General features: G+C 66.8%; 21 protein-coding genes and 1 riboswitch. Of the genes, 10 read left to right on the plus strand and 11 right to left on the minus strand.

Annotated elements, in window-relative coordinates:
* Window positions 1-235: 235 nt before the first annotated feature.
* The gene (locus NR810_RS03005; protein WP_257447402.1) at window positions 236-1579 is read left to right on the plus strand and encodes an HD-GYP domain-containing protein; all 1344 of its coding nucleotides are present in this window, start codon (window positions 236-238) and stop codon (window positions 1577-1579) included.
* Window positions 1580-1684: 105 nt separating this feature from the next.
* A complete protein-coding gene (gene moaA, locus NR810_RS03010) occupies window positions 1685-2686 on the plus strand; it encodes a GTP 3',8-cyclase MoaA (protein ID WP_257447405.1) in 1002 nt (333 codons plus the stop codon).
* Window positions 2687-2749: 63 nt separating this feature from the next.
* Here the strand turns inward: moaA and NR810_RS03015 are convergent, their stop codons facing one another.
* Window positions 2750-3130: a DUF4870 domain-containing protein gene (locus tag NR810_RS03015; RefSeq protein ID WP_257447408.1), complete on the minus strand. Its 381-nt coding sequence runs from the start codon at window positions 3128-3130 to the stop codon at window positions 2750-2752.
* Between the two features lie 136 nt (window positions 3131-3266).
* Complete coding sequence (gene thiC, locus NR810_RS03020) at window positions 3267-5150, minus strand: phosphomethylpyrimidine synthase ThiC (RefSeq protein WP_326522484.1); 1884 nt, start codon at window positions 5148-5150, stop codon at window positions 3267-3269.
* A 32-nt stretch (window positions 5151-5182) separates the two neighbouring features.
* Window positions 5183-5290: riboswitch (TPP riboswitch) on the minus strand.
* A gap of 264 nt (window positions 5291-5554) precedes the next feature.
* Here thiC and NR810_RS03025 point away from each other — a divergent pair.
* From NR810_RS03025 to NR810_RS03040, 4 genes are all read left to right on the plus strand, one after another.
* On the plus strand, window positions 5555-5968 hold the full coding sequence (locus tag NR810_RS03025) for a CBS domain-containing protein (RefSeq protein ID WP_306817775.1): 414 nt from the start codon (window positions 5555-5557) through the stop codon (window positions 5966-5968).
* Between the two features lie 21 nt (window positions 5969-5989).
* Window positions 5990-7330 (plus strand): universal stress protein, encoded by a 1341-nt coding sequence (locus NR810_RS03030; protein WP_257447413.1) that lies wholly within the window; start codon window positions 5990-5992, stop codon window positions 7328-7330.
* A gap of 78 nt (window positions 7331-7408) precedes the next feature.
* A complete protein-coding gene (locus tag NR810_RS03035) occupies window positions 7409-7936 on the plus strand; it encodes a hypothetical protein (RefSeq protein ID WP_257447416.1) in 528 nt (175 codons plus the stop codon).
* Window positions 7937-8013: 77 nt separating this feature from the next.
* On the plus strand, window positions 8014-9435 hold the full coding sequence (locus NR810_RS03040; RefSeq protein ID WP_257447419.1) for a sigma-54-dependent transcriptional regulator: 1422 nt from the start codon (window positions 8014-8016) through the stop codon (window positions 9433-9435).
* An 8-nt stretch (window positions 9436-9443) separates the two neighbouring features.
* On the opposite strand, the gene NR810_RS03045 is transcribed toward NR810_RS03040, so the two are convergent.
* From NR810_RS03045 to NR810_RS03055, 3 genes are read right to left on the minus strand one after another with little or no spacing between them, the layout of a single operon-like run.
* Complete coding sequence (locus NR810_RS03045; protein ID WP_257447420.1) at window positions 9444-10550, minus strand: sensor histidine kinase; 1107 nt, start codon at window positions 10548-10550, stop codon at window positions 9444-9446.
* Entirely contained in the window at window positions 10547-11263 is a 717-nt protein-coding gene (locus NR810_RS03050) for a response regulator (protein ID WP_257447423.1), read from the minus strand. The genes NR810_RS03045 and NR810_RS03050 overlap by 4 nt, the downstream gene beginning before the upstream one ends.
* A gap of 8 nt (window positions 11264-11271) precedes the next feature.
* Complete coding sequence (locus tag NR810_RS03055) at window positions 11272-12426, minus strand: protoglobin domain-containing protein (protein ID WP_257447426.1); 1155 nt, start codon at window positions 12424-12426, stop codon at window positions 11272-11274.
* Window positions 12427-12715: 289 nt separating this feature from the next.
* Here NR810_RS03055 and NR810_RS03060 point away from each other — a divergent pair, with 289 nt between their 5' ends.
* From NR810_RS03060 to NR810_RS03070, 3 genes are all read left to right on the plus strand, one after another.
* Entirely contained in the window at window positions 12716-13231 is a 516-nt protein-coding gene (locus tag NR810_RS03060; RefSeq protein WP_257447429.1) for an OmpA family protein, read from the plus strand.
* 157 nt (window positions 13232-13388) lie between these two features.
* Window positions 13389-14078, plus strand: a complete 690-nt coding sequence (locus NR810_RS03065; protein ID WP_257447432.1) for a TVP38/TMEM64 family protein — start codon at window positions 13389-13391, stop codon at window positions 14076-14078.
* 157 nt (window positions 14079-14235) lie between these two features.
* On the plus strand, window positions 14236-14403 hold the full coding sequence (locus NR810_RS03070) for a hypothetical protein (protein ID WP_257447450.1): 168 nt from the start codon (window positions 14236-14238) through the stop codon (window positions 14401-14403).
* Between the two features lie 70 nt (window positions 14404-14473).
* Here the strand turns inward: NR810_RS03070 and NR810_RS03075 are convergent, their stop codons facing one another.
* Entirely contained in the window at window positions 14474-15682 is a 1209-nt protein-coding gene (locus NR810_RS03075) for a hypothetical protein (protein ID WP_257447453.1), read from the minus strand.
* 133 nt (window positions 15683-15815) lie between these two features.
* On the opposite strand from NR810_RS03075, the gene NR810_RS03080 reads away from it, so the two are divergent.
* Window positions 15816-18971 (plus strand): lantibiotic dehydratase, encoded by a 3156-nt coding sequence (locus tag NR810_RS03080; protein ID WP_257447455.1) that lies wholly within the window; start codon window positions 15816-15818, stop codon window positions 18969-18971.
* A gap of 26 nt (window positions 18972-18997) precedes the next feature.
* Here the strand turns inward: NR810_RS03080 and NR810_RS03085 are convergent, their stop codons facing one another.
* The 5 genes from NR810_RS03085 to NR810_RS03105 form a co-directional block, all read right to left on the minus strand.
* Window positions 18998-21091, minus strand: coding sequence for a WD40 repeat domain-containing protein (locus NR810_RS03085; protein WP_257447458.1), 2094 nt, complete (start codon window positions 21089-21091; stop codon window positions 18998-19000).
* A complete protein-coding gene (locus NR810_RS03090) occupies window positions 21088-22263 on the minus strand; it encodes a hypothetical protein (RefSeq protein WP_257447461.1) in 1176 nt (391 codons plus the stop codon). The genes NR810_RS03085 and NR810_RS03090 overlap by 4 nt, the downstream gene beginning before the upstream one ends.
* 28 nt (window positions 22264-22291) lie before the next feature.
* A complete protein-coding gene (locus NR810_RS03095) occupies window positions 22292-23503 on the minus strand; it encodes a cupin domain-containing protein (protein ID WP_257447464.1) in 1212 nt (403 codons plus the stop codon).
* 1622 nt (window positions 23504-25125) lie between these two features.
* On the minus strand, window positions 25126-25728 hold the full coding sequence (locus NR810_RS03100) for a DUF6445 family protein (protein ID WP_257447467.1): 603 nt from the start codon (window positions 25726-25728) through the stop codon (window positions 25126-25128).
* 223 nt (window positions 25729-25951) lie between these two features.
* On the minus strand, window positions 25952-26644 hold the full coding sequence (locus tag NR810_RS03105; protein WP_257447469.1) for a ubiquinone biosynthesis protein COQ4: 693 nt from the start codon (window positions 26642-26644) through the stop codon (window positions 25952-25954).
* Window positions 26645-26679: the final 35 nt, after the last annotated feature.

The following is a 26679-nucleotide window of genomic DNA, read 5'->3' on the forward strand; positions in this document are numbered from 1 at the left end:
GCGGTCCCGTCGGGGGGCCGATGATGATGCGCATGGCGATGATGGATGGACGAGGAACGCACGCACCTACTAGGTAACGGAAAGACCCCCGTGCCGTCAACCCGACCGTTTCCCCCTTCGCTGAGCCGCCGGGGGGCCTTCTCGACCCACGGGGTACCCGTCCAAGCAGCCGTCGACCCTGAAAAACCTCGTTGGGTTGGCCTTCTGGAGCCCGATCCTCCTAGAATCGTTCGCCGTGGAAGCCATTCCTCCCGTACCTCCCCGGATCCTCATCGTCGACGACGACGATTCCGTGCGCGACGTCATCTCCGTCCTCCTCAGGGAGGAGGGATACAACTGCGTGGTGGCCAGTGGCGCCGAAATGGCCCTGGACATCGCCGGTCAGGAAGAGACGCCGCTGGTCATCAGCGACATGAAGATGCCGGGCAAGGATGGCCTGTGGCTGCTGGAGCAGCTGCGCGAGCGCTATCCGGACACCTCGGTCATCATGCTCACCGGCTACGGTGACACCGAGTCCGCCGTGGATTGTCTGCGGCGCGGCGCGGTGGACTACCTGCTCAAGCCGCCCAAGCTGACGGACCTCATCCGCGCCATCGAGCGTGCGCTCGCCAAGCGCCGCATCGAGCTGGCCCGCAAGCGCTACCAGAAGAAGCTGGAGCGCAAGGTGAGGGATCGCACGACCGAGCTGCGCAACGCGCTGCGCGACATCGCCAACACCTACCAGTCCACCCTGCTGGCCCTGGTGGCGGCCCTGGACGCCCGCGAGCACGAGACGTCGGACCACTCGCAGCGCGTGGTGCGCTACACCAGCGCCATCGCCGAGCGCATGGGCATCAAGGGTCCGGAGATGGAGGAGATCGGCCGCGGCGCCCTCCTCCACGACATCGGGAAGATCGGCGTGCCCGACGCCGTGCTGCTCAAGCCGGGCAAGCTCACGCCGGAAGAGTGGCAGGAGATGCGCAAGCACCCGGACATCGGCTTCCAGATGATCCAGAACATCCCCTTCCTGGCCACGCCGGCGCAGATCGTGCTGTCGCACCAGGAGCGCTGGGATGGTCAGGGCTACCCGCGTAACCTCCGGGGCCAGGAGATCCACATCGGCGCGCGCATCTTCGCCGTGGCGGACACCCTGGACGCGATGACGAGCGACCGGCCCTACCGCAAGGGCACCACGTTCGCCAACGCCATCGCGGAGATCACCCGCTGCGCCGGCACCCAGTTCGATCGCGAGGTCGTGCGTGCCTTCCTGGATATCGGTGAGCAGGCGCTCATCAAGATCAAGGAGGACATGCACAACCGGAAGCTGACACTGGTGCAGGCGGAGGCGCAGGCCCAGGAGGCCGAGGCCACCCTCGCCCGGCTCAGCGATGACCTGGACGACATGGACCAGACCATCCCGGGACCTGGCGGCCCTCCCTCGAGCTCTGGCTCCAGCGCCACTCCACGCGCCACGCCCGCTCCCGCCGCCCCCGTTCCCAGCCCGGCGGTGGGTGCCACGACGGCCACCGCCTCCCGGCCGGAGCAGCCCGTGGTCCTCTCGGTCCTCGCCGGGGGACGCCAGGGCAACTCGCGGGACTGAAGGCAAGGTCTGGTTGACCAGACCTCAACCCAGCCCGGATCGAACGGAGAGCGGTGACTTCGGGCATGCTCGGCGTAGGCTGGGCGGTTAATAGTCGAGCCCTCCATGACGCCAGCCGCCGCTCCCACAAGGGACCCCCTGACCCCTCCCCTGCTAGACGCCCAGGGGAGAACGATGACCTACCTGCGGCTGTCCGTGACGGACCGGTGTAACTTCCGTTGCACGTACTGCTCGCCCGCGAGCTGGGGGGGCAAGAAGGATCTGCTGACGCCCGAGGAGTTCGAGCGCATCGTCTCCGTCTTCGCCCGGATGGGCATCCGGCGGGTGCGGCTCACCGGAGGCGAGCCCCTGATCCGCCCGGACATCGTCGAGGTCTCCCGGCGCATCGCCGCGGTGCCGGGCGTGCAGCGGGTGGCCATCACCACCAACGCCAGCCACCTGGAGCGCCTGGCCGCTCCCCTGCGCGAGGCGGGCGTCACCCAGCTCAACATCAGCCTGGACACCCTGTCCGAGGCCACCTTCCGGCGCATCTCCAAGCAGGGCGAGCTCGCCACCATCCTGCGGGGCATCGACGCGGCCGTGGCGGCGGGCTACGCCTCCCTCAAGATGAACGTCGTCGTCATGCGCGGGGTGAACGACACCGAGGTGCCGGAGCTCATCGCGTATGCCCACGCCCGAGGCATGGTGCCGCGCTTCATCGAGCTGATGCCCTTCGGACAGGGCACCCCGGTGCCCACCGCGGAGCTGGTGGAAGGGCTGCGGGCCACCGGGCTTCCCCTCGAGCCCGAGGACGAGCAGGACAGCGCCACCGCGGGTCCGGCCCGCTACTGGCGCGCGCCCGGGGGGCTCGTGGGCTTCATCTCTCCCCTCACCCAGAACTTCTGTGGCGGTTGCAACCGCGTGCGCGTGGCCTCCAATGGAGACCTGCGCAGCTGCCTCGGCGGACGCGCCCAGGCGCCGCTGCACACGCTCATCCGCGGCGGGGCCACGGACGCGGAGCTGGCCCTGGCCATCCGCGGCGCCCTCGGCGAGAAGCCCGAAGGCCATCGCTTCACCGAGCCCGGCGCTGGCGCCTCCCTGCTGTCGATGATGGGCATCGGAGGCTGAGCGAGGACCGGGCCCCTGGTGGAGCCCCGCCTCGCCCGCGGCGCTACGACTTCCCCGGTGGGATTACTTCACCAGCCGGATGGTGGCCGGGTAGCGGTACATCTCGCCGTTGTTGGCCTTGATGCCGGCGAGCACGGTCAGCACCAGGGCGGCCAATCCCACCAGCGGCAGCAGGACGAAGCCAACCAGGCAGAACATCGTGAACGCGGACACCCAGATGGCCACCGTGGCGGTGATCTGGAAGTTGAGCGCCTCCTTCGCGTGCTGCTCCACCCAGGGCGACTCCTTGCCCTTGGTGAGCATGACGATGAGCGGTCCGAGGAAGGGGAACCCCACCACGGATGCCACCAGCGCGCTCAGGTGCGCGATCATGCCCCATGTCTTCTCGTCCGCCGTGGGCGCCGGCGAACCGGTGATGAAACCGGCCTGATGCTGCGTTTCCATTTCGAGTTCCCCTCTGGGTCGTCAACGGGCGCGGTCCCCCCACGCCCACTCTCCCCCATTCTCCGCCAGACCCGGGTCGAATGTCACGTATCCAGCAGATGTATGGAGGGAGGGGAACTCGCGAAGAGGGGAGACCTCAGCGGTAGAGCTGCCCGCCGGCCTTCTTGAACTCCTCGCTCTTCTCGGCCATGCCGGACTCCAGCGCCTTCTGCTCGGAAACCCCGGTCTTCTCCGCGTAGTCGCGCACGTCCTGGGTGATCTTCATCGAGCAGAACTGCGGGCCGCACATGGAGCAGAAGTGGGCCACCTTGGCGCCCTCGGCGGGCAGGGTCTCGTCATGGAAGGCGCGGGCGCGCTCGGGATCCAACGAGAGGTTGAACTGGTCCTCCCAGCGGAACTCGAAGCGGGCCTTGGACAGGGCGTTGTCGCGCAGCTGCGCGCCCGGGTGCCCCTTGGCGAGGTCCGCGGCGTGGGCGGCGATCTTGTAGGTGATGACGCCTTCCTTCACGTCGTCCCGGTTGGGCAGCCCCAGGTGCTCCTTGGGGGTGACGTAGCAGAGCATCGCCGTGCCGAACCAGCCGATCATCGCCGCGCCGATGCCGCTGGTGAAGTGGTCGTACCCCGGCGCGATGTCCGTGGTGAGGGGCCCCAGTGTGTAGAAGGGCGCCTCGTGGCACACCGCGAGCTGCTTCGTCATGTTCTCCTGGATGAGGTGCATGGGCACGTGGCCCGGGCCCTCGATCATCACCTGCACGTCGTGCTTCCAGGCGATCTTCGTCAGCTCGCCCAGCGCCTCCAGCTCGCCGAACTGCGCCGCGTCGTTGGCGTCCGCGATGGAGCCCGGCCGCAGCCCGTCTCCCAGGCTGAAGCTGACGTCGTACGCCTTGAGGATCTCGCAGATCTCCTCGAAGTGCGTGTAGAGGAAGTTCTCCTGGTGGTGGGCCAGGCACCACTTGGCCAGGATGGAGCCACCCCGGCTCACGATGCCCGTCATGCGCTTCGCGGTGAGCGGGATGTAGCGCAGCAGCACGCCCGCGTGGATGGTGAAGTAGTCCACCCCCTGCTCGCACTGCTCGATGAGGGTGTCGCGGTAGATCTCCCAGGTGAGCTCCTCGGCCTTGCCCCCCACCTTCTCCAGCGCCTGGTAGATGGGCACCGTGCCGATGGGCACCGGGGCGTTGCGGAGGATCCACTCGCGCGTCTCGTGGATGTTGCGGCCGGTGGACAGATCCATCACCGTGTCCGCGCCCCAGCGGATGGACCACACCATCTTCTCCACCTCCTCCTCGATGGAGGAGGTGACGGCCGAGTTGCCGATGTTGGCGTTGATCTTCACCAGGAAGTTGCGGCCGATGATCATCGGCTCCAGCTCCGGGTGGTTGATGTTGGCCGGGATGATGGCGCGGCCCCGCGCCACCTCGTCACGTACGAACTCGGGGGTGATCTCCCTGGGAATCGCGGCGCCCCAGGAGTGGCCCGGGTGCTGCTGGGACAGAGCGGCGACGGCGGCCTCGCGCTTGAGGTTCTCGCGCAGCGCCACGAACTCCATCTCGGGGGTGATGATCCCCCTGCGGGCGTAGTGCAACTGGGTGACATTCGCCCCCGGCTTCGCCACCAGCGGCTTGCGACGGTGGGTGAAGCGCAGCCCGGACAGGCGCGGGTCCGCCTCGCGGGTACGGCCATACTCGGAGGTGACACCGGACAGCTCCTCCACGTCCCCACGGCGGCGAATCCACTCGGCGCGCACGGCGGGCAGCCCCGCCCGGAGATCCAGGGACGCCTCGGGGTCCGTGTACGGGCCGCTCGAGTCGTAGACGAGGATGGACGGGTTGGGCGTCTCCTTCGCTTCCGGACCGTGGCCATGACGGGTGGGCGTCTGGCTGATCTCCCGCATGGGGACACGCAGGTCCGGGTGCAGCACGCCGGGCACGTACACCTTGCGCGAGGCCGGCAGGGGCCCCCGGGTGATGCCCTCCAGGACCTTGCCATCCACCTTGAGACTCTTCGAGGCTCCGCTCACGTCACTTCTCCTCACGGAAGGACGGGCAAGGCGTGGAGCGCCCGCCGCTTCCCTCCGCCGGTACGAACCGGTTCAGGTTCCAAGGGTTGGCCGCTCCACGGCCGTCTCAGCCCCTCTCGGGGGCACCCCTAGCGACAAGGCGCCGGTGTAGCGCAGGCGGGGAGCGGGCTTCAACCGTCTGGATGCCCCCCTGTCCACCAGGTGGCGGACTGACGGGCGCGCGCAGCATCTGCGGCCGGAGCCCCGGGGGACGTAAAGGTTGCACTGGACGCGCCGGGTTCGAGCAGCCAACGTGGCGGGCTTCCTGGGCCCCGCGCCCTGGAACCAGACCTGCAATAGCTTCTTTCAGGACCCACGACTCAATCAGGACCGGAGCCACGTATATGCAGACCGTCGGAGAGCTGATGACCCGCAATCTGGTCACTCTCACGGAGACCCAGAACCTCGCCCTGGCGGAGGACTTGCTCCGCCTGCACCGCATCCGTCACCTGCCCGTGGTGCGCAACGGGAAGCTCATCGGGCTCGTCACCCACCGGGATCTCCTGAGGGCCGCGGCGCAGCGCGGCGGAGCGGACCCAGCCAAGCAGCCGCTCTGGGCCTCGGACGTGATGGTGCGCGACGTGAAGACCGTCCAGGCGGACACGTCCACCCGTGAAGCGGTGAAGCTGATGCTGGACAACAAGTACGGCTGCCTGCCCGTGGTGGGTGCGGACGGCCAGCTCATCGGCATCATCACCGAGGCGGACATGGTCCGTTTCGCCCAGCACCTCATCGAGGACATGGACCGCCGGAGCCTCGCGGCCGAATACGAAGCCTGATCCAAACCACGGGGGAGCACCATGTCGATCGTCTTCGGAACGGATTTCTCGGAGCGGGCGATGACAGCGGCACGGGCGGCGGCGGCTTTCGCCCGCCGGAGCGGCGAGGTGCTCCACCTGGTCCACGTCACCGAGTATGGCAGTGCGGGGCGCACCTCCGCGACCGACGAGGCCCTGCGCCGCGAGGTGTCCGCCCGCCTGGAGGCCCAGGCGGCCGAGCTGCGCGCAGGAGACACACGGGTGGAGTCGCACCTGCAGGAGGGGGCCCCGGACGAGGTCCTCGTCGAGCACGCGGCCGCCGTCCATGCCTCGCTCCTCATCGTGTCCCACCATGGTCAGCGGGCCCCCCGCTGGCGCATCGGCAACGTGGCGGAGCGGGTCGTGCAGACGGCCCGCTGCCCGGTGCTGGTCGTCCGCTCGTCGAGCGCGCTGGAGTCCTGGTCACGGGGCGAGCGCAGCCTGCGTGTCCTGCTCGGCCTGGACTTCACCCCTCCCTCGGAGGCGGCGGTGGCCTGGGTGCGCAAGCTGCGCATGCTCGGCAGCTGTGAGGTGGTGGCCGCCCACCACTACTGGGGCGCGGACGCGCACGTGCGCTACGGCGTCCCCCTGTCCACCGAATCCGAGGTGACACCCGAAGTGGAGGAGGCGCTGCGGCGTGACCTGACGGCCCGCCTGGGGGACATGCCTGGCACCGGAGCGGTCTGGGTGCACCTGGATCCCGGCCTGGGCCGGCCCTCGGACTCGCTGGTGGCGTTGGCGCGCAAGGAGGAGGCGGATCTCATCGTGGTGGGGACCCACCAGCGGACCGGGGCCAGCAAGTGGTGGTACGGCTCGGTGTCGCAGCGCATCATCCACGAGGCGCCCGTCTCCGTGCTCTGCGTGCCCGCCAGCTCGGCCACCCCGCTCACCATCCCCGAGGTGCGCCGGATCCTGGCCCCCACGGATCTCTCCGAGGTGGGTGTCAGCGCCATCCGGCACGCCTACTCGGTGGTTCCGGCCGGAGGCACCGTCTACCTGCTGCACGTGTTGGAGCCCGTGGGAGGCGTTCCCCCGCTCTATGCGCAGTACCTGTCGCCCCAGGCGCCCCCGATCCGCACACCCGAGCAGGAGCGCCTCGCCGAGGAGCTGCGCGGGCTCGTCCCTCCCGAGGCAGCCGCCCGGGGTATCTCCACGCGCGTGGAGGTGGTCCACGGCCGCAAGGTGTCCGAGGCCATCAGCCAGGCGGCCGAGCGGTTCAACTGTGATGTCATCTGCCTGGCCACTCATGGGCGCTCGGGGCTGTCCAAGGCACTGCTCGGCTCGGTGGCTCAGGAAGTCATCCAGAACAGCGCCCGGCCGGTGTTGCTCGTCCGTCCCACATGAGCAGGCAGGCGTCCGGCCTTCCGCGCGGCACGCACATTGAAAGTCCCCCCCGTGGGTTGAGACACGCGGAGGTGCGATGTGACCTACGTTGCCATCACCGAGTTCGAGACGCGGCTCCAATGGCGGAGCGACTGTGGTGCCCAGCTCTTTGGAGAGCAGACCCCCTCCATTCCCCTGGGTGGGCAAAACTCCGACCTGGAAGGGCAATGGAATCCCGAGGCGCTGCTGGTGGGCGCCGTGGAGGGGCGTACCCTGGTGGCCTTCCTGGAGCAGGTGCGCGCCCAGCGGGTGGAGGTGCTCTTCTACCAGAGCACCGCGATGGCCCGCCGGGTGGATGGGCCGGATGGACTGCCCCACTACACGGATCTGATCGTCCGTCCCCACGTGGCCGTCCGCGACGAGACGGACGCCGCGGCCGTGCGCCGGATCTTCGACGCGCTCCCGGAGCGCTGTTTCCCCAGCTCCATGCTGCGGCTCACCCCGCGCATCGAGCCCATCATCGACATCTGGGATGAACAGCACGCCGCCGCGCTGGAGGAGGAACACCGCCACGGACGGGCCTGGCACTTCATGGAAGGAGGACGGGCGGCCGGCTATGAGCCTTGACGCGCCATGCGGGACGTGGTTGCTCACCGTGTCCGGAATCCATCCCATCCGGGCCGCTGCTTGCTACGGTTCATCCCATGTCCGCCCAACGCATCCTGGTCGTCGATGATGAGGACAATGCCCGCCGTGCCATCGCCACCATCCTCGGCGAGGAGGGTTACGAGGTCGCCGAGGCTTCCAATGGCGAAGAGGCCCTGTCCCGGCTGGCTGATTTCTCACCGGCCGCCGTCCTCACGGACGTGCGCATGCCGAAGATGGACGGGCTCACCTTCCTGAAGAAGGCACGCGAGCAGGGCTCGGACGCCACGTTCATCGTGATGACCGCCTTCGCCAGCGTGGAGACGGCGGTGGAGGCCATGCGCGCCGGCGCGGAGAACTACCTCATCAAACCGCTGGACGCCAACGCCCTGCTGGTGGTGCTGGGCAAGGCGTTGGAGAAGCGGGCCCTGACGCGCGAGGCGGAGACGCTGCGCGAGCAGGTGCGCCAGCGGACGCGCTTCCACAACATCATCGGCGAGTCGCCGCTGTTGCAGGCCGTCTATGACGTGGTCCGCCGGGCGGCGACCACCCGGGCCACGGTGCTCATCCTGGGCGAGTCCGGTACGGGCAAGGAGCTGATAGCCCAGGCCATCCACCAGGAGTCCCAGCGGCGCGACAAGCCCTTCATCAAGGTGCACTGCGCCGCGCTCTCCGAGAACCTGCTGGAGAGCGAGATCTTCGGCCACGAGAAGGGCGCCTTCACCGGCGCGATGGCCCGCAAGGAGGGCCGCTTCGAGCTGGCCGACGGGGGCACCCTCTTCCTGGATGAAATCGGGGAGATCTCCCCCTCGGTGCAGGTGAAGCTGCTGCGCGTGCTGCAGCAGCGCGAGTTCGAGCGTGTGGGCGGCACGCAGACGCTGAAGGTGGACGTGCGCATCGTCGCGGCCACGCACCGGGACCTGACGGCCGAGGTGAAGGCGGGCAAGTTCCGCGAGGACTTGTACTACCGGCTGAACGTGGTGGCGGTGACGTTGCCGCCGCTGCGCGAGCGCAAGAGCGACATCCCCGCGCTGGTGAATCACTTCCTGGAGAAGTACAGCGACTCGTACGGCAAGGACGTGCGGGGACTGGCGCCGGGCACGCTGCAGGCGCTGCTGTCGTACGACTGGCCGGGCAACATCCGCGAGCTGGAGAACGCCATCGAGCGCGCGGTGGTGCTGGCCGGGGGCTCGGAGCTGACGACGGACGATCTGCCGCCCGTGCTGCGCGGCCCGCGGCCCACCGGCTCGTCCCCCTCGTCGCTGATTCCAGGCGCCACACTGGCGCAGATCGAGCGCGAGGCCATCCTCCGCACCATGGAGATGGTGGGAGGCTCCACCACGCGCGCCGCGGAGATCCTCGGCATCAGCGTGCGCAAGGTGCAGTACCGGCTGAAGGAGTACAGCGCCGAGGCCAGCGGCAAGCCCCTGCCGAGCACCGAGGAGGAGCAGAACCCGGAGGCGGAGGCCACCTCCGAGTAACGCCCCCTTCAGGGCGCCAGGGGCAGGCGCAGGATGAACCGTGCCCCACCCTCGGGCGAGCTGCCCACCTCCAACGTGCCGCCGTGCTGCGTCACGATGGCATGGACGATGGACAGCCCCAGCCCCGAGCCCTGGGCCTTCGTGGTGAAGAAGGGCTCGAAGAGCCGGTCGCGGATCTCCGGCGCGATGCCCGGGCCCGTGTCGTCCACGGTGATCCACGCCACGGAGCCCTCGCGGCCCGCGGAGACACGCACGAGCCCGCCGGCCGGCGTGGCCTCCAGCGCGTTGATGGTCAGGTTGATGAGCACCTGGCGCAGCCGCTCCTCCTCGCCCGAGATGGGGGGAACCGACACCCCCCCGTCTCCGTCCAGCTCCAGCCTCACCCGGCGCGCATCCGCCTGACTGCCCAGCAGATCCACCACGCGGCGCAGCAGCGTCTTCACCTCCACCGGCTGCGGGCGGAACTCGCGCGGCCGCGCGAACTGCAGGAAGTCCTCGAGGATGTGATCCAACCGGCGGATCTCATCCCGCACCAGCAGCAGTGGCTCCAGCAGGTTGGGCTGCAGCTCCGCGGAGAGCCGCCGCACCCGCCGCTCCAGCACCGAGAGCTGCAGGGCCGCCGCGTTGAGCGGGTTGCGGATCTCGTGCGAGAGCCCCGCCGTCATGGTGCCCACCGCGGCGAGCTTCTCCGTCACCTGGGCCCTGCGCGCCAGCTCGCGCTTCTCCGCCTGGAGGCGCACCTGACGCATGGCCTGCTCCAACGTGAGGAGCAGCTCGTTGGGCGCGCAGGGCTTCATCAGGTAGGCGCAGGCGCCCGCGCGCACCGCCGCCACGGCCGTCTCCAGCGTGGCGAAGCCGGTGAGCAGCACCACCTCGGACTCGGGCACCTTCTCCTTCAGCTCGCGGGCGAGCGCGGTCCCCTCCCCGTCTGGCAGCCGCAGATCCACCAGCGCCACGTCGAAGCCATCCCGGATCCGCTCACGGGCCTCGCGGCAACTGGAGGCACCCTGCACCAGGTAGCCCGCGTCACCGAGCAACTCCTGGAGGTTGTCGAGAAAGGCCGCGTTGTCGTCGACGACGAGCACGCGGGGGCTATGGGTGAGAGAGACGCTCATGATGGCCGCGGTCGGCGCTCGGCGTGGATGCGCTCCAGCGTCTCCAGCAACGCCGCCGTATCGAAGGGTTTGGAGAAGATGCCCCTGTGCTCGGGCAAGGTCGACGCCACGTCCGGAAAAGCCGTCATCACGAACACCGGCAGCTCGGGGAAGCGCGCCCGCAGCCGGCGCAGCGCCTCGCCGTCCGGGCCACCCGGCATGCGCAGATCCACCAGCGCGGCGAAGGGCCGCACCGAGGCGAGCTGCTCGGCGTCCAGCACCGAGCGCGCGGTGACGCACGAGAAGCCGCGGGAGCGCAGCACCTCGGTGAGGTTGTCGCTGAGGGCCAGGTCATCCTCGACGAGCGCCACCAGCCCATCCCGGCGCGCCTGGGACAGCAGCCCCACGAGCATGGGAATGGGCACGGGCTTGGGCAGCACCGCCAGCAGCCCCTCGCGCCGGGCCGTCTCCAGGTCGTCTTCCCCGGGGTGGGCGGTGATGACCACGGCGGCGAGCCCCGGATCCACCTGGCGGATGTGGTGCACCGCCGCGGCCCCGCTCATGCCAGGCATCTTCATGTCCGTGAGGAGGACGTCGAAGTGGTTGGAGCGCGCCAGCTCCAACGCCCGGGCCCCATCCGTCACCACCGTGGCCTCGTCACCGCCATCCCGGAGGATCTCCGCCAAGTTCTCCGCGAAGGCCTCGTTGTCGTCGAGCAGCAGGTAGTTCCTCATGCCGTCACCTACGGGGAAGAGGTGGAGAGGGGTAGCCTCAGGACGAAACACGCGCCACGGCCCTCACGCGGCGCGTAGGCGATGGAGCCGCCATGGCGCTCGAGGATGCGCTTGACGAGCGGCAGGCCCAGGCCGATGCCACGGGCCTTGGTGGTCATCAGCGGCTCGAACATGCGGCGCCGGATGGACTCGCTGACGCCCGGCCCCGAGTCCTCCAGGCGCAGCTCCACCGCGTCCACGCCCTTCTCCGCCGTCAGCGTCACCGAGCCCGTCTCACCCACGGCATGCACGGCGTTCTCCAGCAGGTTGACGAAGACCTGGCGCATCTGCCCGGGGTCTCCCTGCAGCGTGGGGAGCTCGGGGAGTCCCTCGGCGTGAATGGAGACGCCCGCGGGGACCTGCACCGAGGTGAGCGCGTCCTTCCACACCTCGTCGAGCCGCAGGGGCTCGCGCTTGAGGGGGCGGTCACGGATCATGTCCAGCAGATCCGTGACGATGCGGTTGGCCAGAGCCACCTGCTCGCCAATGCGCGCCAGGTGCTTGGCGGCGCGCTCGTCGGTGGCCAGGGGCCGGCCCTTGAGGATGAAGAGCGACGTCTCGATGACGCCCAGCGGGTTGCGCAGCTCGTGCCCGATGGAGCCCACGAGCTGGCCGAAGGTGGACAGCCGCTCGCTGCGCGCCTGCTGGGCGAGCAGATCCTCCCGGTAGGTGTGCAGCATGATGGCCACCTCGAGATCGAGGATCTTCCCCAGGGCCGAGCGCGCCGCCCGGATCGCCTCGGGCTGGCCGACGTAGTGCTCGTCGATGACGCGGTTGAACTCCTCCCGCAGGACGTTCATCGCGCCGAACATGTAGTGCTGGGGCAGCGCGATGCGCACATGCATGCGGCCGATGCGGCAGCGCAACAGGTAGTAGTCCTCGTCCCAGGGCCCGCGCAGCAGTTGCTCCATCCACGCCTGCAACGTGACCTTGAGGTGGCCCACCTGGCTCTCGCCCGCCAGGGCGTTGCGCGCGCCCTCGTGCTCCAGGATGCGCGCGTAGAAGACGTGCGCGATGTCACGGAAGTGGTGCCGGGCCACCTCGTGGAGGGCTCGGAGCGCCTGCTCGTCCTGCGGCCCGAAGCCCACGTACCGTTTCAATTCTTCGAACAAGGTCTCCGCCATGTGCAGATGGACTTTTTAGCGCGCTCGGACGCTGAGAACAGCGGGTTTCCCTGCCCTCCTGCCCGGAACCCGACCTGGGAGGAAGGCGAAGGACCACCCCGGCGAGCGGCCTTCGGGGGGGCAAGAAGCACGCCACCAGGAGTGCCCAAGGAGGAAAGTCCGCCAGAAGCGCAAGCCTTGCGGCACGGCGGACGGGGGCGCAGCCTTTGCGCACGCGAAGCTGGACGCGCCCGGTTCTCCGCGTGCAGCCTGGACCCTCGTGGTTCCACGTTCCACACAGGAGACGTCCATGAAGGTGAAGGCGCTGTGCATCTCCCTGGCGCTGCTCGGGGTCCCCGCGGTCTCGTTCGCCCAGAGCCCGTTCGATCAGATCAAGAAGGCGGCGGGTGACGCGGGCAAGGGCGCCGTCGAGAAGCGCGTCAACACGAAGCTGACGGAGGAGGCCCGCAAGAACCAGTGCAGCTTCAAATCGGGCACGGACGTGCTCGAGCCCGGCTGTGACAAGAAGCTCAAGAACCTGGCCAATGCCCTCATCGAGGCGAAGAAGCAGCTCGATTCGGCTGGCGTGAAGAACTTCAAGTTCGAGGTCTCCGGGCACACCGATTCGAGCGGCGACGCGGCCAAGAACAAGGAGCTCAGCGCCAGGCGCGCCGAGGTCATCGTCAAGGAGCTGGCCGCCCGGGGCGTGTCCCGCGCGGAGATCATCTCCGTGGGCCGTGGCTCGGAGCAGCCGCTGGTGAAGCCGGACAACACGCCGGCCAAGAAGGCGAAGAACCGGCGCTACGAGATCCAGGTCCGGCTCTGAGCCAGCCCCCGGCGGCCAGGGAGCCGGACGGAGCGCTGGACGATACGAGGGGCCGCCAGGGATTCGCCTGGCGGCTCGTTCATGGAGCCAGCTCCCGGACGGGGATGTCCGGAACGCGAACAGGCCGCATCCTTACCGGGATGCATCCGGACAGGCGATGAACCCGAACACCAGGCCGATGGACCAGACTCGCGGGCTTCCGGCCATATGGGGCCGGGCGATTCTGCTGGGGCTGCTCCTCGCCAGCCTCGCCCTCCTCGCCACCTCGGACGTATTCCAGGCCCTCCTGCGCCAGCTCCTCGACGAGGCCGCGCCCATCATCTCCAGACATCCCTTCTGGGGCGCGGTGCTCTTCATCCTCCTGTCCGCGCTGTCGGCCATGCTGGCCTTCTTCTCCAGCGCGCTGCTGCTACCGGTGGCCCTCCACGTCTGGGGGAAGACAGCCTGCGCGCTTCTGCTCTGGATGGGCTGGATGCTCGGAGGCATCACCGCCTATGGCATCGCCCGCTTCTGGGGCCGGCCGGTCATCCGCAGGCTCACCTCCTCCAGCCTGCTCAACCGCTACGAGGATCGCCTCTCCCGGCACACGCCCTTCGGCCTGGTGCTCCTCTTCCAGCTCTCGGTCCCCTCGGAGATTCCCGGCTATGTGCTCGGCCTGGCGCGCTACGGGCTGCGCCGCTACCTGCTCGTCCTCGCCCTCGCGGAGCTACCGTACGCGGTGGGCACCGTCTACCTGGGCGCCAGCTTCCTCGAGCAACGCCCCCTGGTGCTGCTGGGCCTGGGCGTGTTCGGCATCCTCTTCGGCGCGTGGGCGCTCCACGTGTTGCGCAAGCGCCTCGGTCCATAGCTCTCGGACGTCGCACGCGCGCGCCGGGCTCACGACCCGCCCTCCGAAGCATTGAGTGATTGACACTTGGCGGCTTTTCCCTAGACTTCGGGATTGGTTGTCAGCCGACCAATCGAGGGAGGGGAGCCAATGACAACCAGCCCCCCAGGAGAATGACATGTCCGACACCAAGAAGACCAACAAGCCCCTGCCGAAGCTGCGCCCCATCCTGACCGAGGAGGAGCTGGCCCAGGTGATGGGTGCGAAGGGCTCCACCGTGGCGATGGCTCCGCCCGAGCAGTCCCAGTCTACCAGCGACACCGGCGCCAGCGGCTGCCCGGGCTAAGCGCAAGCCAACTGGGCTTCTGGCGCGCGGGTCTTCCAGGTCCGCGCGCTTTCTTTTTACGGCGGAAGCTTTACAGGAACGCGGAAAACACCAGATGGTGACGCAGCGACTCGCACTGCGCGAGCAACTGCGGGACAGCGTCTCCCACGGCCTCTTCTCCGTACACGCGCCCGAGCGCACGCACGGCCTGTTCGGGGCCATCCCCCATGAACAGACGTCTGGCGAGAAACGCGCTCACTTCATCCACTTTCAACTCGTCCTTCGGATACGTCGAGAAGCCTTCGAGCCAATCCGCAACCACGTCCTGGGGCGACACCTCCGGAAAATGGGCGGCAACCGTTTTCAATACAGCCTCACGCCCGGGTTTGATGTGCGCCAGCGTCCACAGGAGCCTGGCCATCGAGTCCTTCGCGGCTCGTTGTTCTCCGAGAATCAACCGGTCACGGAACCGCCCCCTGAACGACTGCAGGAAGGCCTGGATGACCTCTCCGAACCGTGCCTCGGCCAATTCAGCCGCATGGGCGAGTTGAGCGGCGAACCGATTGCTCGAGCTCGCGAGATTCTCGAGCACCCGATAAACGGTCTCCACGTCGGCCATCCGGACGAGCGCGAACGCCATGCGGAGGTACAGCGTCTCCGATGTCTCCGAAAGGATCGTCAAGGTCTGGAGCTGGCGCTCGCGGAGCGGCTCTCTGTAGAACGGATCCACCGCCACACCTGGAGGACAGTATTCGTACGCGGGGCCCGCTCTCAGAGCCGCGTTTGTCCTCGCGACAAGAACCACCGACAGGTCATCCAACGAATAGAGTGAATGGATGTCCTCTGGCGCCTGGGTCGTCAGCGAACCCGGGGTGAGGTTCCGGATCTCGGAGAAGGTGAGGTCACCCCAGAGAAGATGAGAATTGAAATAGGTCTCGGATCGTTCGAATGAATAACGCGCCTCCAGGCAACGCCCTCTCAGTACGCCGTACACATCATGGGCATTTGGACGATGGATGGTCGTGACCAGATCGCGCCAGAAGTACAGCCCAAGGTAGAAACGCCCGGATTCGAAGACGATGAGGGGCGTCTGGTCGAGTCCCGCCTTGAAATCGCCCTGGGGTGGAAGACTGTCGAGACCTTGCAGCCAGGTCACGTAGTCCTCCAAGCTGAAGTCGTGCACCCACCTGCTTGACCGCCGCAGGGTCTCCACGACGATGTCGGTGAAGCACTGTTCGTTGTAGTTCCGTGCGTGCCATGCTCGCTGGATCTGTTCGCCCAATTCCTTGAACACCCGCATGCATCACCTCACACGGCCATCCATGGCTCTTGTCGTGAGCACCTGGTGCGGCTCGCGAACTGATTGACCACGGCGATGGATGAACTACAACGCGACCGCCATCGCCACAAGGTAATCCTGGAACCTACTTCCCTTGTCCGCCCCCATGCAGATCCTCGTTCCCCTGGGACACTTCGTCGTTCGGACGCCACTGCTCGGGTTCGAGGAGCTCGCGGCCAGGGCAGAGGGTGTCGATGAGGCGTCGCACAAGCCCGTGTATCGCAAGCGGCTCGACGACCTGTTGTCTGTTCCCATGGTGCGAGAAGCCCTGCGCTTGGGTTCGCCAGCACTCAGCAGGGACCTGGATGTCTGGCGGAGTGCACCCGACAGCGGCCACGGACTGAAGGTGGAGCGGGCCCTGGTGAAGTACGTGTCGCGAATGATTGGAAAGCCCACGCCTCTCGGGCTGATGGGTGGATACACTCTCGGCCAGGTGGGCGGAGAAACCAGGCTCGAGCTCGAAGCCCCCGGTGCCTATCTCCGCCAGAGCCGCCTGAGCTACGAATACCTTCATCAGCTAGCGGATGCGCTCTCCAGGACTTCCGAGCTCGCCCCAGAGCTCCTCCTCTTCCCAAACACCAGCCTCTACACCATCGCCGGTTACATTCGATACGTGAGGACGACGACGAGCAATGGCTCGCGCCGGTATGAATGGGTGGCACTGGAAGAAAATGAGTACCTCCAGCGGGCGCTCCTCCGTGCCGGAAGTGGGGCAACACGACAGGAGGTAGCGGAAGCCATCGCGGGAGAAGAAGTGGCTCCATCGGAGGCCCTGGAGTTCGTCCGAGAGCTGGTCGCGCTCCAGTTCCTCGTGCCCACCCTGGCACCACCCCTGACGGCGCTGAATGGGCTCGAGCGGCTGGCGGAGTCCCTTGCTCGCACCTCTTCGGGGAAGACCCTGGCCCGGCGGCTTCATTCGGTCAGGGAGGCGCTGACTGAAATGGACCGGGTTGGCGTGAGTCGCGAATCCGAGGGCCATGGCAGGGTGATGAGCCTGCTCGAACCACTCCCCGTACCAGTAGACCCACGCCGTCTCGTCCAGGTCGATCTGTTGAAGCCGGGCAGTCAGGTACGGCTTGGCACCGAGGTGGTCGAGGAGTTGAAGAGGGGAATCACCCTCCTCCATCGCATCGGTGCCTTTCCGCTCCCGATGCCTCTGGAGCACTTTCGAAATGCCTTTGTTCAGCGATTCGGAGCGCGCGAGGTCTCACTGCTCGAGGCGCTCGATCCGGAGTTCGGCATCACCTTCGATCCCATGGGTGGACCGGATGACCTCGTGGGCACCCCAAGAGAGGATCGAACCTCGGAATGGCATCGAGCCTCGGAGGCACGGGAAGATTACTGGCTCGGCAGGATCACCGACGCCCTGCGGCAAGGCCTGACCGAGCTGGAGCTCACGGATACGGAGGTTCGAGCCATTCCGTCGTCCGCTCCTCCCCCACTTCCTTCCCTGATGACCGTCGTCGCCACCGTGGCTGCCCGTTCCGAGGAGGAGCTCGCGGCAGGACACTTCCGGATCCGGTTGGATCATGTCAACGCAGGGGTGCGGCTTCTCTCACGAGCCGCCCACCTCTTCCCAGAGCTGAAAGAAGAGCTCCGAGACGCACTGTCCCGCGAGGAGCTCGCGTCCGCCGGTGCGGTCCATGCCGAGATCGTGCACCTTCCGGGAGGCGCGGTCGGAGACATCGTCGCGAGGGAAGCACTCCACGAGAGGGAAATCGTCTTTCTTGGCCAACCGAGCGTCCCTCCCGAGCACCAGATTCCCGCTTCGGATCTCAGGGTCTCGGTGGTTGGAAAGCGGATCGTCCTTCGCTCCGCCCGGTTGGGACGCGAAGTGATTCCAAGGCTCTCCAATTCCCACGATTATTTCGGTTGGAACCTGGCGGTGTATCGGTTCCTCGCGACCTTGCAACACCAGGACTCGACACCCGCCCTGGTATTCAGCCTCGGGAGGATGAGACGTGCCCGCTTCGTTCCCCGAATCGTCTCGGGGCGGCTGGTTCTCTCCGTCGCCCGGTGGATGGTCTGGCGGGAAGACCTGGCCCGAGCAGCCGGCGATGGAGCTGGGAACTCCTCGGAAATCGAAAGACTGAGGACCACACTCCGACTCCCCAGATTCGTCTATCTGGAGGAGAGCGAAGGCCCTCTCTTGATGGATCTGGACAATCCCCTGTCCTCCGAAATCCTGCTACGGGCGATCAACAAAGAACCCAGCACGACCCTGACGGAAGTATTCCCCGGTCCCGAGGAGCTGAGCGTCAGGGACGGCGAGGGGCGCCACTTCAATCATGAGCTGTACGTCCCCTTCATGACCGCGGCCGCCACTCCGCCCCGGCAACGGGCTCCGGTACAGCCGGGCCCATCATGGACGGCGTCCCGGTCGCATCTCCCTGGTTCGGACTGGCTCTACATCAAGCTCTACACCGCGCCGATGTTGTTGGATCCAGTGCTGAGCCACCTGGCTCCCATGATCGCGCGGGGCCGGGATTCCGGGGTCATCGACCAGTGGTTCTTCATCCGTTACGCGGACCCCGAATGGCATCTTCGCGTCCGTTTCCACGGGAGTCCTTCGCGAATCCGCTCGGAGCTGCTCCCGCTCCTCGACGAAGCAGCCAGAAGCATGCAGGCATCGGGTCAGCTCTGGAAGCTCCAATACGACACGTACGAGCAAGAACTCGAACGTTACGGTGGCCCGGAGGGGATGGCCTGGGCGGAGAAGCTCTTCCATCGCGACAGCGAGTTCGCGATTGCCACGTGCGCATTGAGCGAGGATGGCGGCGAGAACTCCCAGAGATGGTGGGCCGCCCTTCGCGCAACGCACGCGCTCCTCGTGGATCTGGGATTCGACCTGGAGGAGCGATGGGAGCTCGCGAAGGGACTGAAGGACGAAGCCCTGTCCCGGATGAGCCATGAGCTGGCCCGGGAGGTGCTCTCCCAGCGGTACCGCCAACTTCGCACCACCGTGCAGCAGGTGCTCGAATCCGAGGACGCGGGCGGACGGTTCGACATGGCCATCCTGGAGCACCTGAACACGCGCTCCCAGCGGCTTCGCCCTCACGTGGAATCAGCCCGGCGAGAGGCCGCCACACAGGGCTGGAGCATCCGCGGACTGGCGGGCAGTTGCGTTCACATGCAGCTCAACCGGCTGCTGACGCGAGACGTGCAGGCCCGGGAAGCGTGCATCTACGACTTCCTGACCAGGTACTACGGTTCCGCGCTCGCCCGGAAGCCCGGGGAGCGGCAGGCTTGATTCGAGCCTGCCGTCCTCCCCTCCCCTCAGCGGTTCTGGATGAGAAACTGCTCCTCGTTCCAGGTGAGCCCATAGCGAAGCAGCGCCTCGGCGAGTCCCGTCTCTATTGGCGGTGGATGAGCGAGGTCGTCGACCTTGATCAGGCGGATCGTCTTGTCCGCCCCCGCCGAGGCCAGGGCCGACCCACCGGGCGAGAATGATACGGCGGTCGGCATTCCCTGATGGCCAGCGATCCTACCCATCAGCGCACCGGAGGGAAGGCTCCAGACCTTCACCAGCAGGTCCATTCCGCCCGAGGCCATGAACCTCCCATCCTGTGACATACCAAGGGACAGAGCGCCGACAGCCCCCTCATCCAGCGCCTTCACCCTGCGGCCATCCGTGGCATCCCAGACACGAATGGGTTGGTTGATGCCCGCTGTCACCAGGTGGTTGTCAGAGGGGGTAAAGGCGACCGCTCGGACCAGCCCCCCCGTGTCGAGCTGGAGAAGCTGCTGACGGCGATTCAACTCCCAGAGCCGCACGGTGTTGTCCGCGCCACCAGAGGCGAGGCGATTCCCCGCTGGCTCGAAGGCCAGGGACCAGATCTTTCCCGTGTGACCGCTGAGCTGACCGAGGACGGAGCCAGAGGGCAGCGACCAGAGGAGGATGTCGCGATCTCCGCCTGCCGCGAGGGACTTGCCATCCGGAGCAATGGCCAGGGCCCGAACGGACCCGGTCACGCCGGACAGGGCGAGCAACTGCTGGCCAGAGCCTGCATCCAGGACTCGCACCGTCCCATCCAGTCCGCCCACCGCGATGAGCTTGCGATCCGGGCTCACCGCGAGGGATGAAATCCCCGTTCCGAACGAACGTGGTTCCTGGGTGTTCCCTTCTGGGAGGCTCCACAGGCGGAATCCATCCTCCCCACCCGAGACGAGCTGCTGGTCACCGGAAAACACCAAGGCTTCCACCCAGACCTCGTGTCCCCGAAGGATCATTTCAGCGGGAGTCCCGGGCCGGGACCAGACGTGCAACGAGCCATCCCGTCCGCCAGAAGCGAAGGTGCGGCCGTCTGGAGACAAAGCGACCGTCATCGCGAACGAGCGATGTGCATCCAGCCGCTCGAGGAGATCTCCACTGCGGGCATCGAAGAGCTGGATGCGCCCATCCCACCCCGCCTGGACGAGGAGCCGGAACTGGGGATCGATGGCGGTGGCCGAGACGCCACTCTGGATTCGCAGGACATCGAGGAGCTGTCCGGACCGGGTGCTCCAGAAGCGGACCGTGCGGTCGGCAGCCGCGGTCATGATCCGCTGCCCATCAGCGGAGAAGGCACCCGACTCCACCTTCTCTTCATGTGCGATGAGGCGGTGGAGCTCCGTGCGCGTCCCCAGGTTCCAGACCCGGGCAGTCCGGTCCATGCTCGTCGAGAGCAGGAGCCTTTCATCTGCGGCGAAGGCAACGGAGATCGCGTACTCGTCGTGCTCGAACCGCATCTGCTCGACCCCGGCGCCGACGTCCCAGACCCGGACCGTCTTGTCCACGCCGCAGGAGGCCAACATCTTCCCGCCAGGAGAGAAAGCCAGGCCGCGCACCACATCCGAATGGCCTTGGAGCAAGGCCACCTGCCTGCCTCGAGACAGGTCCCAGACCCGAATCTCTCCCGGCCGGCCCGCGGAGGCCAGCAGCCGGCCGTCCGGGGAAAAGGCGACGGCGTGGACCTCGGCTGAATGGCCCTCGAGCTTCGCCAGCAGCTCACCGCTGCTCACATCCCAGAGGTGGACGATGGAATCAATTCCCGCCGAAGCAAGCACCCGGCCATCCGGGGAGAACGTGGCGGTGAGAACGGAGCCCTCGAATGTCTTCGTCCACAACCGGGTGGAGGCACGGCTCCTCGCCCAGGCCTGCCCCCACTGCGCCGCCGGCGAGTCCGTCTGCATGCGGGCGGCCGCGAAGTAACCCGCCGCCAGGCCCCATTGCCGCGATTCAACCGCCGCGTCCCCCTTGGCGAGGTAGATCCGCGCGCGCAGGCTCCGCTCGGCCGTGCCCTCCTGGGGGATTTCACCGGGTGGCCGGAGAATCGAGCAGGAAGCCAGCAGCAGCGCCAGACCCACCCACCCCAGCGATCGAACCCTCATGTCAGGGCCTCGGTGAACGACCCGGGAACGAAGTGGAAGAAGATGGAGATCGAGCGTTTCCCAGGAGCGAGGGCATTGCGCCAGTGGGCGATCTCCCGTCCCTTGTAGATGACCGCATCCCCGATCGCGAGCCGCACCCCGAGGCGATCCTCCCCGGTGGGGGAGAGCCAGAGCGGCCAGGAGCACTTCCCCTCGGGCCGGGGAAGGAAGTCCACCAGGAGGGAGATCGTGAACTCGCACTGAGGGCGGTCCACATGCCGCTTGAGCACCGCGCCTGGCATGTACTCCGCGATGTAGCAGTACGAGGGCTTCACCGGGCATCCCACCAGGGCGGCCACGAAAGGCGGGAGCTGACGGTGCAGGAACGAGGTCACGGTCTCTCCATGGAGGACGTGCCGCAACGGCACTTGACCGTCACCCGCCTTGAGGAACCCCTGGGCGCGCAACTCCCGGAAGTACGTGGAGAGCGCGAAGCAGAAGGAGCGGGAGAAGAGACCTTCGACGATGGCATACCCGTGCTCGCGAAAGGACCGGCGCTCGTCCGGGCTGGGGCCGGTGGGCAACTCCCGTGAATCGGACCGGGGCAGCAGAAGACCTGCCGCCTCGAGCTCCGCGACCAGCGCGGGCGGATACCGGCCCTGACGAGCCTCGGGAGAACCGGACAACCGGCCGAGGAGCTCGCGGTGGCGTGCGTCCAGATGCACCGGGACCAGCACCCCCGTCCTGCGTTCCGGAACCCAGGCCAGCGAATGCTCGGAGGAGAGCCGCTTCCCGAGCTCGGGGTCCTGTTCGGAGTCGAGAACTTCCTCGCGCCCTCCGAACCGGGCCGCCGGGTTCAATTGGAGAGCGCCCGCGGGAGCGGCCCGGCGAGGCGCACGGGCGGGCCCACGCTTGGGAAGGTGCATCAGTTGGACACTCCGCGACACCTCTCGTGGAGGAACGAAGATGCCAAGCCGTCGAAGCGCCCGCTCGTGCTCGTCGGTGAGCTCGACATGCTTCTCACCGGTCCGGCCCAGCAGGCGTTCGAGCACCTCGAACAGCTCGCCATGATGCGCCCGCGAGATGACATCCCCTCGCAGGCCACGACCCCTGACTGGCGCTGAAATGGCGTAGGCGGGCCCCTGCTCGTCGATCGGCGTGATGCGCAGATTCGGATTCAGGACGAGGTCCATCGATCGTTTCTCGCTTGTTGGAGGACTCTCAACGCTCCTGGAGGAGGGGCGCCAGAATCGGATGAGCTCGCAATTGAGCGAAATGCTTCAGCAATTCCTGGCGTTGGCTGTCGATGTCCTCCGGGGAGAACGTCTCGCCGAGAGCGCCAAGAACCATCTTGTCGTCCATCCCCAGGATCATCAGACGAACGATTTCCCCATTCAGCTCGTCGAACTCGACGCCCATCATCAGGCTCTCTCCCAGCTCGGAGACCCACTCCGCGGCCTTCTGGCGCGGGTCGGCATCGGGAAACCGTTGACGGATCATCTCGAAGATCGCGCTTCGCTCGGGAAGGACGAGGAGCAGCGCGAGGAAGAAGCGATGACTCGCATCGGTGATGCTGCTCCGCAGACTGACGATGGCGCGGTCGCGCCGCTGCTGCGCGAAAACGGCGCCAAAAGTCGAGGTCACCTCGCCATGCCGCCGGCTCGCCAGGGAGAGCATCTCGTCCCAGAAGGGGCGCTCGGGGGCGATCTCCGCGAGTTGCTGCAGCACGAGGAAGGTCTCATGTAGCCCGGCGCCCTCGAGGAGGTCGCGGGTCCACCGCTGGTGTTCGGCGGGCCGGGTCCTGGCCAGGAATTTCAGATACTGGAGCCGGCGGACCATCAGCGGATCGCGAACGAATGGGTACACCGCGATGGAGGGCCGATGGTGATCGAGCTGTGGCCCTTCGGAGCCGGAGCCCACCGTGCGCACCACGATCGAGATGGAGGGGAAGTCGAGGTGGAACAGCGAATGGATCAACCCCCTCCCCGTGATTCTCCTGATGTCGCCGCGGCGCAGCAACTCCACTTGTTGTAGGGCGTGCGTACCCACGAGGAAATGCGGGTTGATGGTGTGGGTGGGCGTGAACTGGTAACGCGCGTGGACGCTCGAGCCCTCGAGGACGGAGAAGGCCCCGAAGAATCCGTGCTCATGGATCGAGGTCGTGCCCACGACCCAGTGCAGGAGCTGGATGAGCAACCGCCCGTTATTGAAGACGACGAGCGTGGGCTCCCCGAACGCGGAGGAGAGATCGCCTTGGGGTGGAAGGCTCGCCGCCGACATCAGCCAACTGGCCACCTGGTCGACGTCCACGTGTTCGTGGCATTGCGCGGCCCGCAGGAACTGTTCGGCTATCTCGGGAAGGGCATGCTCATCATGGCTGGCACCAGCCCACGCCTCGTCAATCCGTTGTCCCAGCTTCTCGAAGAATTGCATGTTCTACACTCCTCACTGGATATCCAGCGGAGACGAAACGGGTTGCAATGTCCCTTCGGCGTTGAGGGTCGTGCTGCTCACGATGGGATACCGTCTGGAGAAGAGCGCCTCGTCACCCGCGAAGAGCAGCCTGGGCTCGAGGTGGCTCGGCATTCCGTGCTCACGTACGCCGTCCTCCGTGAGCCAGATGAGAAACGCCTCGGCACGCTGATCCGTCAGGAGGGGAAGCCAGCCGGCCGAGGACAGCGTTCCGATTCTTCCCTCCGGCCACCGTTGGAGAAAAGCACTCTCGAGCTCGGCTCGTGCGAAGGCGCCCCGGTCAGCCTCCTCGGTCATCGCCAGCCAGACCGGCACCTTGCCGTCCTGCTCGATGAATCCAGGGACCTTCTCCACGAATCCCACCAGCTCATGGTCCGCCGCGGCGGGCTGGTCACCCCGAAGGTAGGTCATTCCACACGGAGAATTGATCTCCAAGACAGCGCCACCCTCGGAGAGAGGAGCACCCACCTCACGCAGGATCACATCGATCCCCGCGCTCGGCTCCCCGAACCGCTCCAACAACCGCTCCAAGGCTTCACGATCCGCGGGATGCAGCGATTCCAGCGGAGCCTTTTCCATCTGCTCACCCGCGGCGGCCGAAACGCGCAGCCGGGCCCCGGGCTCCGGAATCACACGCGAGAGATCCGCCATGGACCGGATGCCATATCCCCAGAGCTGTTGCAGCAGGCGCTGCTGCTGAATCAGCAGCCGGTTTGCCCGCCGGTGAAGCTCGGGTTGATCTCGCTGGAGCAATTCGTCGACCGTGCTCACGCCATCCCCTGTGATCACTCGAGGGTCGGCTCGAAACACGCGAAACAGCTTGCCCCCGATGAAGTGGAGCCGGAGCTCCACTCCCTCCAACATCCGTTCGACCAGCAGGAAGTCGGAACGGAAGAATTGTTCCGCCGCGACCGCCAGATCGGCCGGATTCTGGATCCCCAGGATGACGGACTCGGAGTTCCCCCCGGTGACGGCCTTCAACGCCACCGGATACCCAAGAGCCTCCGCCCGCTCGAGGAGATCCTCCTTGTTCAAGGACAGGAAGCCGGGAGCCACGGGAATTCCCGCCGTCTTGAGCAGATCCCGCCCAAAAGCCTTGTTCGTTCCCGCCAGCGTCAGGATGCCCGAGACACTCTGATCCTGGTTCATGGTGATCAGCCGGCAATGACGCCCGATCCCCAGATAGAGGGACTGGAAGCGGCCGAGCATCACGGGCAGTGAGACCCAGCGCCGGAAATCCGCGAGGCGGCGATACAGCCCGTACCCCACGTTGTAGACGTAGCTGTCGTGCGCGATGGGCAGCAGTCTGCGCTGCACGCGCTCGGTGTCATCGGGGTTCAGCGAGAGCACCCTGGAGAGCAGGGCCGGCGAAAAGAACGGGAATACGCCCGCATACACATGGGTGATGCCGTCCCCCTCCGGTTCGAGCGTCAATGGCTCTCCCAGGTTGGGCTCCACGATGAGCCGGTGCCATTGCGCGGTCACGGCTTCGACTTCGGCCTCCGAAGCCGACAACCATGCATGCATGAGGTCCGTGCCCGAAGTGAAGGACACCCCTTGATGAACGACGATTCTCGAAACCCTCATTTCCGCTGGGCTTCGTTGAAGAAGAAGATCTGTGTGAGACGCGCGTTCTCGTTGTGCTCGCCGAACGTATTCGCCTGGGAATGAAAGAACTGGCCCCGGAACAGCACCAGCCTGTTGTACTTCATCGGGAGGAAGAAGGACTGCGTCCACCGATCACGGTGCATCCCTTCCTGGCCCACGAAGTACTCCCAGACGGTCTTGCCTTCGAGAAGCCAGTAGATATCGAGGACTTCCTCACGGGTCGGCCACTTCTCCAACCCGGTTTCATTGTGCCGCCAGAAGCAGGTCCCCCCCTCGCACTGCTCCGGGGGATTCAAGTAGAGGATGCCCCCCCAGTCGCAGTGGTCGACATGGATGTCCATCGAGTGCTGCTCGTTGGCGGCTCTAAGAGCGAAGCGCCCCGTCCCTTCTGGAGCCGCGGGGACGAGGGGTACCCCCAGCAACCTGGAGATCTGATCGATCTCGGCCGTCGTGGCCCTGAAGTCGGAGTACAGCCCGGTCGAGTTCAGGTTCCGGTACTGGGCACCAAGCGCCTCGCGCCGCTTGCTATCGACGTCGGGGCAGAAGTCGTCCACGACCAAGAAGGAGATTTCCGCCATGGGGGTGTGATCTGGGGGATTGGAGCTTGCGTCAGCGACAGTCTGTTGGTTTTCAGACTATAGCAGGGATGTCGCGGAGCTGGTGCCCCAACCGCCGGGCGTGCCGAGCCGGGGGCCTCCTGCTCACGAATGGGTGGGCCCTTTCGGTCTCATCGCAAACCGCCAGAATCACTGAAGAAATCTGCCTCTTTCGACCCGACGGCGAGCTGCTCCGAGCACCCCGTCAGTTCATCCGCTCCGCGGGGGCACACAGCCGCGCGCTCAGCGTGGCCACGGGGGTCTCCCAGTGGTGCTCGAACCAGAAGCCGAGGAACTGCGAGGACGCGCGGCCACGGAGGTACGCGGCCCGCAGCCGCCGCATGTACTCGGACAGCCCGACGCCGGGCTGCCGCTCCTTGATTTGTCCGAACGTGCCGAACAGCAGGATGAGCTTCGCGGTGTGGATACCCAGGTTGCCCAGGACGTACGCCTGCAGTTCCATCTCTCCCACCACATCCGTGGCGTAGCCCGTCAGCACGTGCAACAGGTCATGCGTCTCGCGGTAGCGCTTGCCGATGAAGTCGATGTGGTTCTTGATCTCGAACGTCGTCTCGAAGGGCGAGATCTTGTTGTCGCGGAAGTAGCGCGCGAACTCATGGCCGAGCGAGCCCTCGGGCAGGCGCTCGAGCGCTGTCAGATCCAGTGCCTTGCCCTGCAAGGAGGGACGCTCGGACAGCAGGCGGCGCCCCTCCTCGCTGCGCTGGAGCTGCTGGGCGAGCGACTCGTAGACGTTGAGATCCAGGCAGGTGTTGAGCAGCGGGCCACAGATGGGATTTCCCGGGTCCTGCTTGAGCACCTGCAAGCACTGGAGCGCCACGCGCAGGCGGGTGAACAGAGGAGCGTTGTCGGGCAGGGACAGGGTATTGGGATCGATCATGGGGTTCCTCCAAGCGTGCCGCCTGCGGCGCATGT

It is taken from the genome of Archangium lipolyticum (assembly GCF_024623785.1).
Lineage (GTDB): Bacteria > Myxococcota > Myxococcia > Myxococcales > Myxococcaceae > Archangium > Archangium lipolyticum.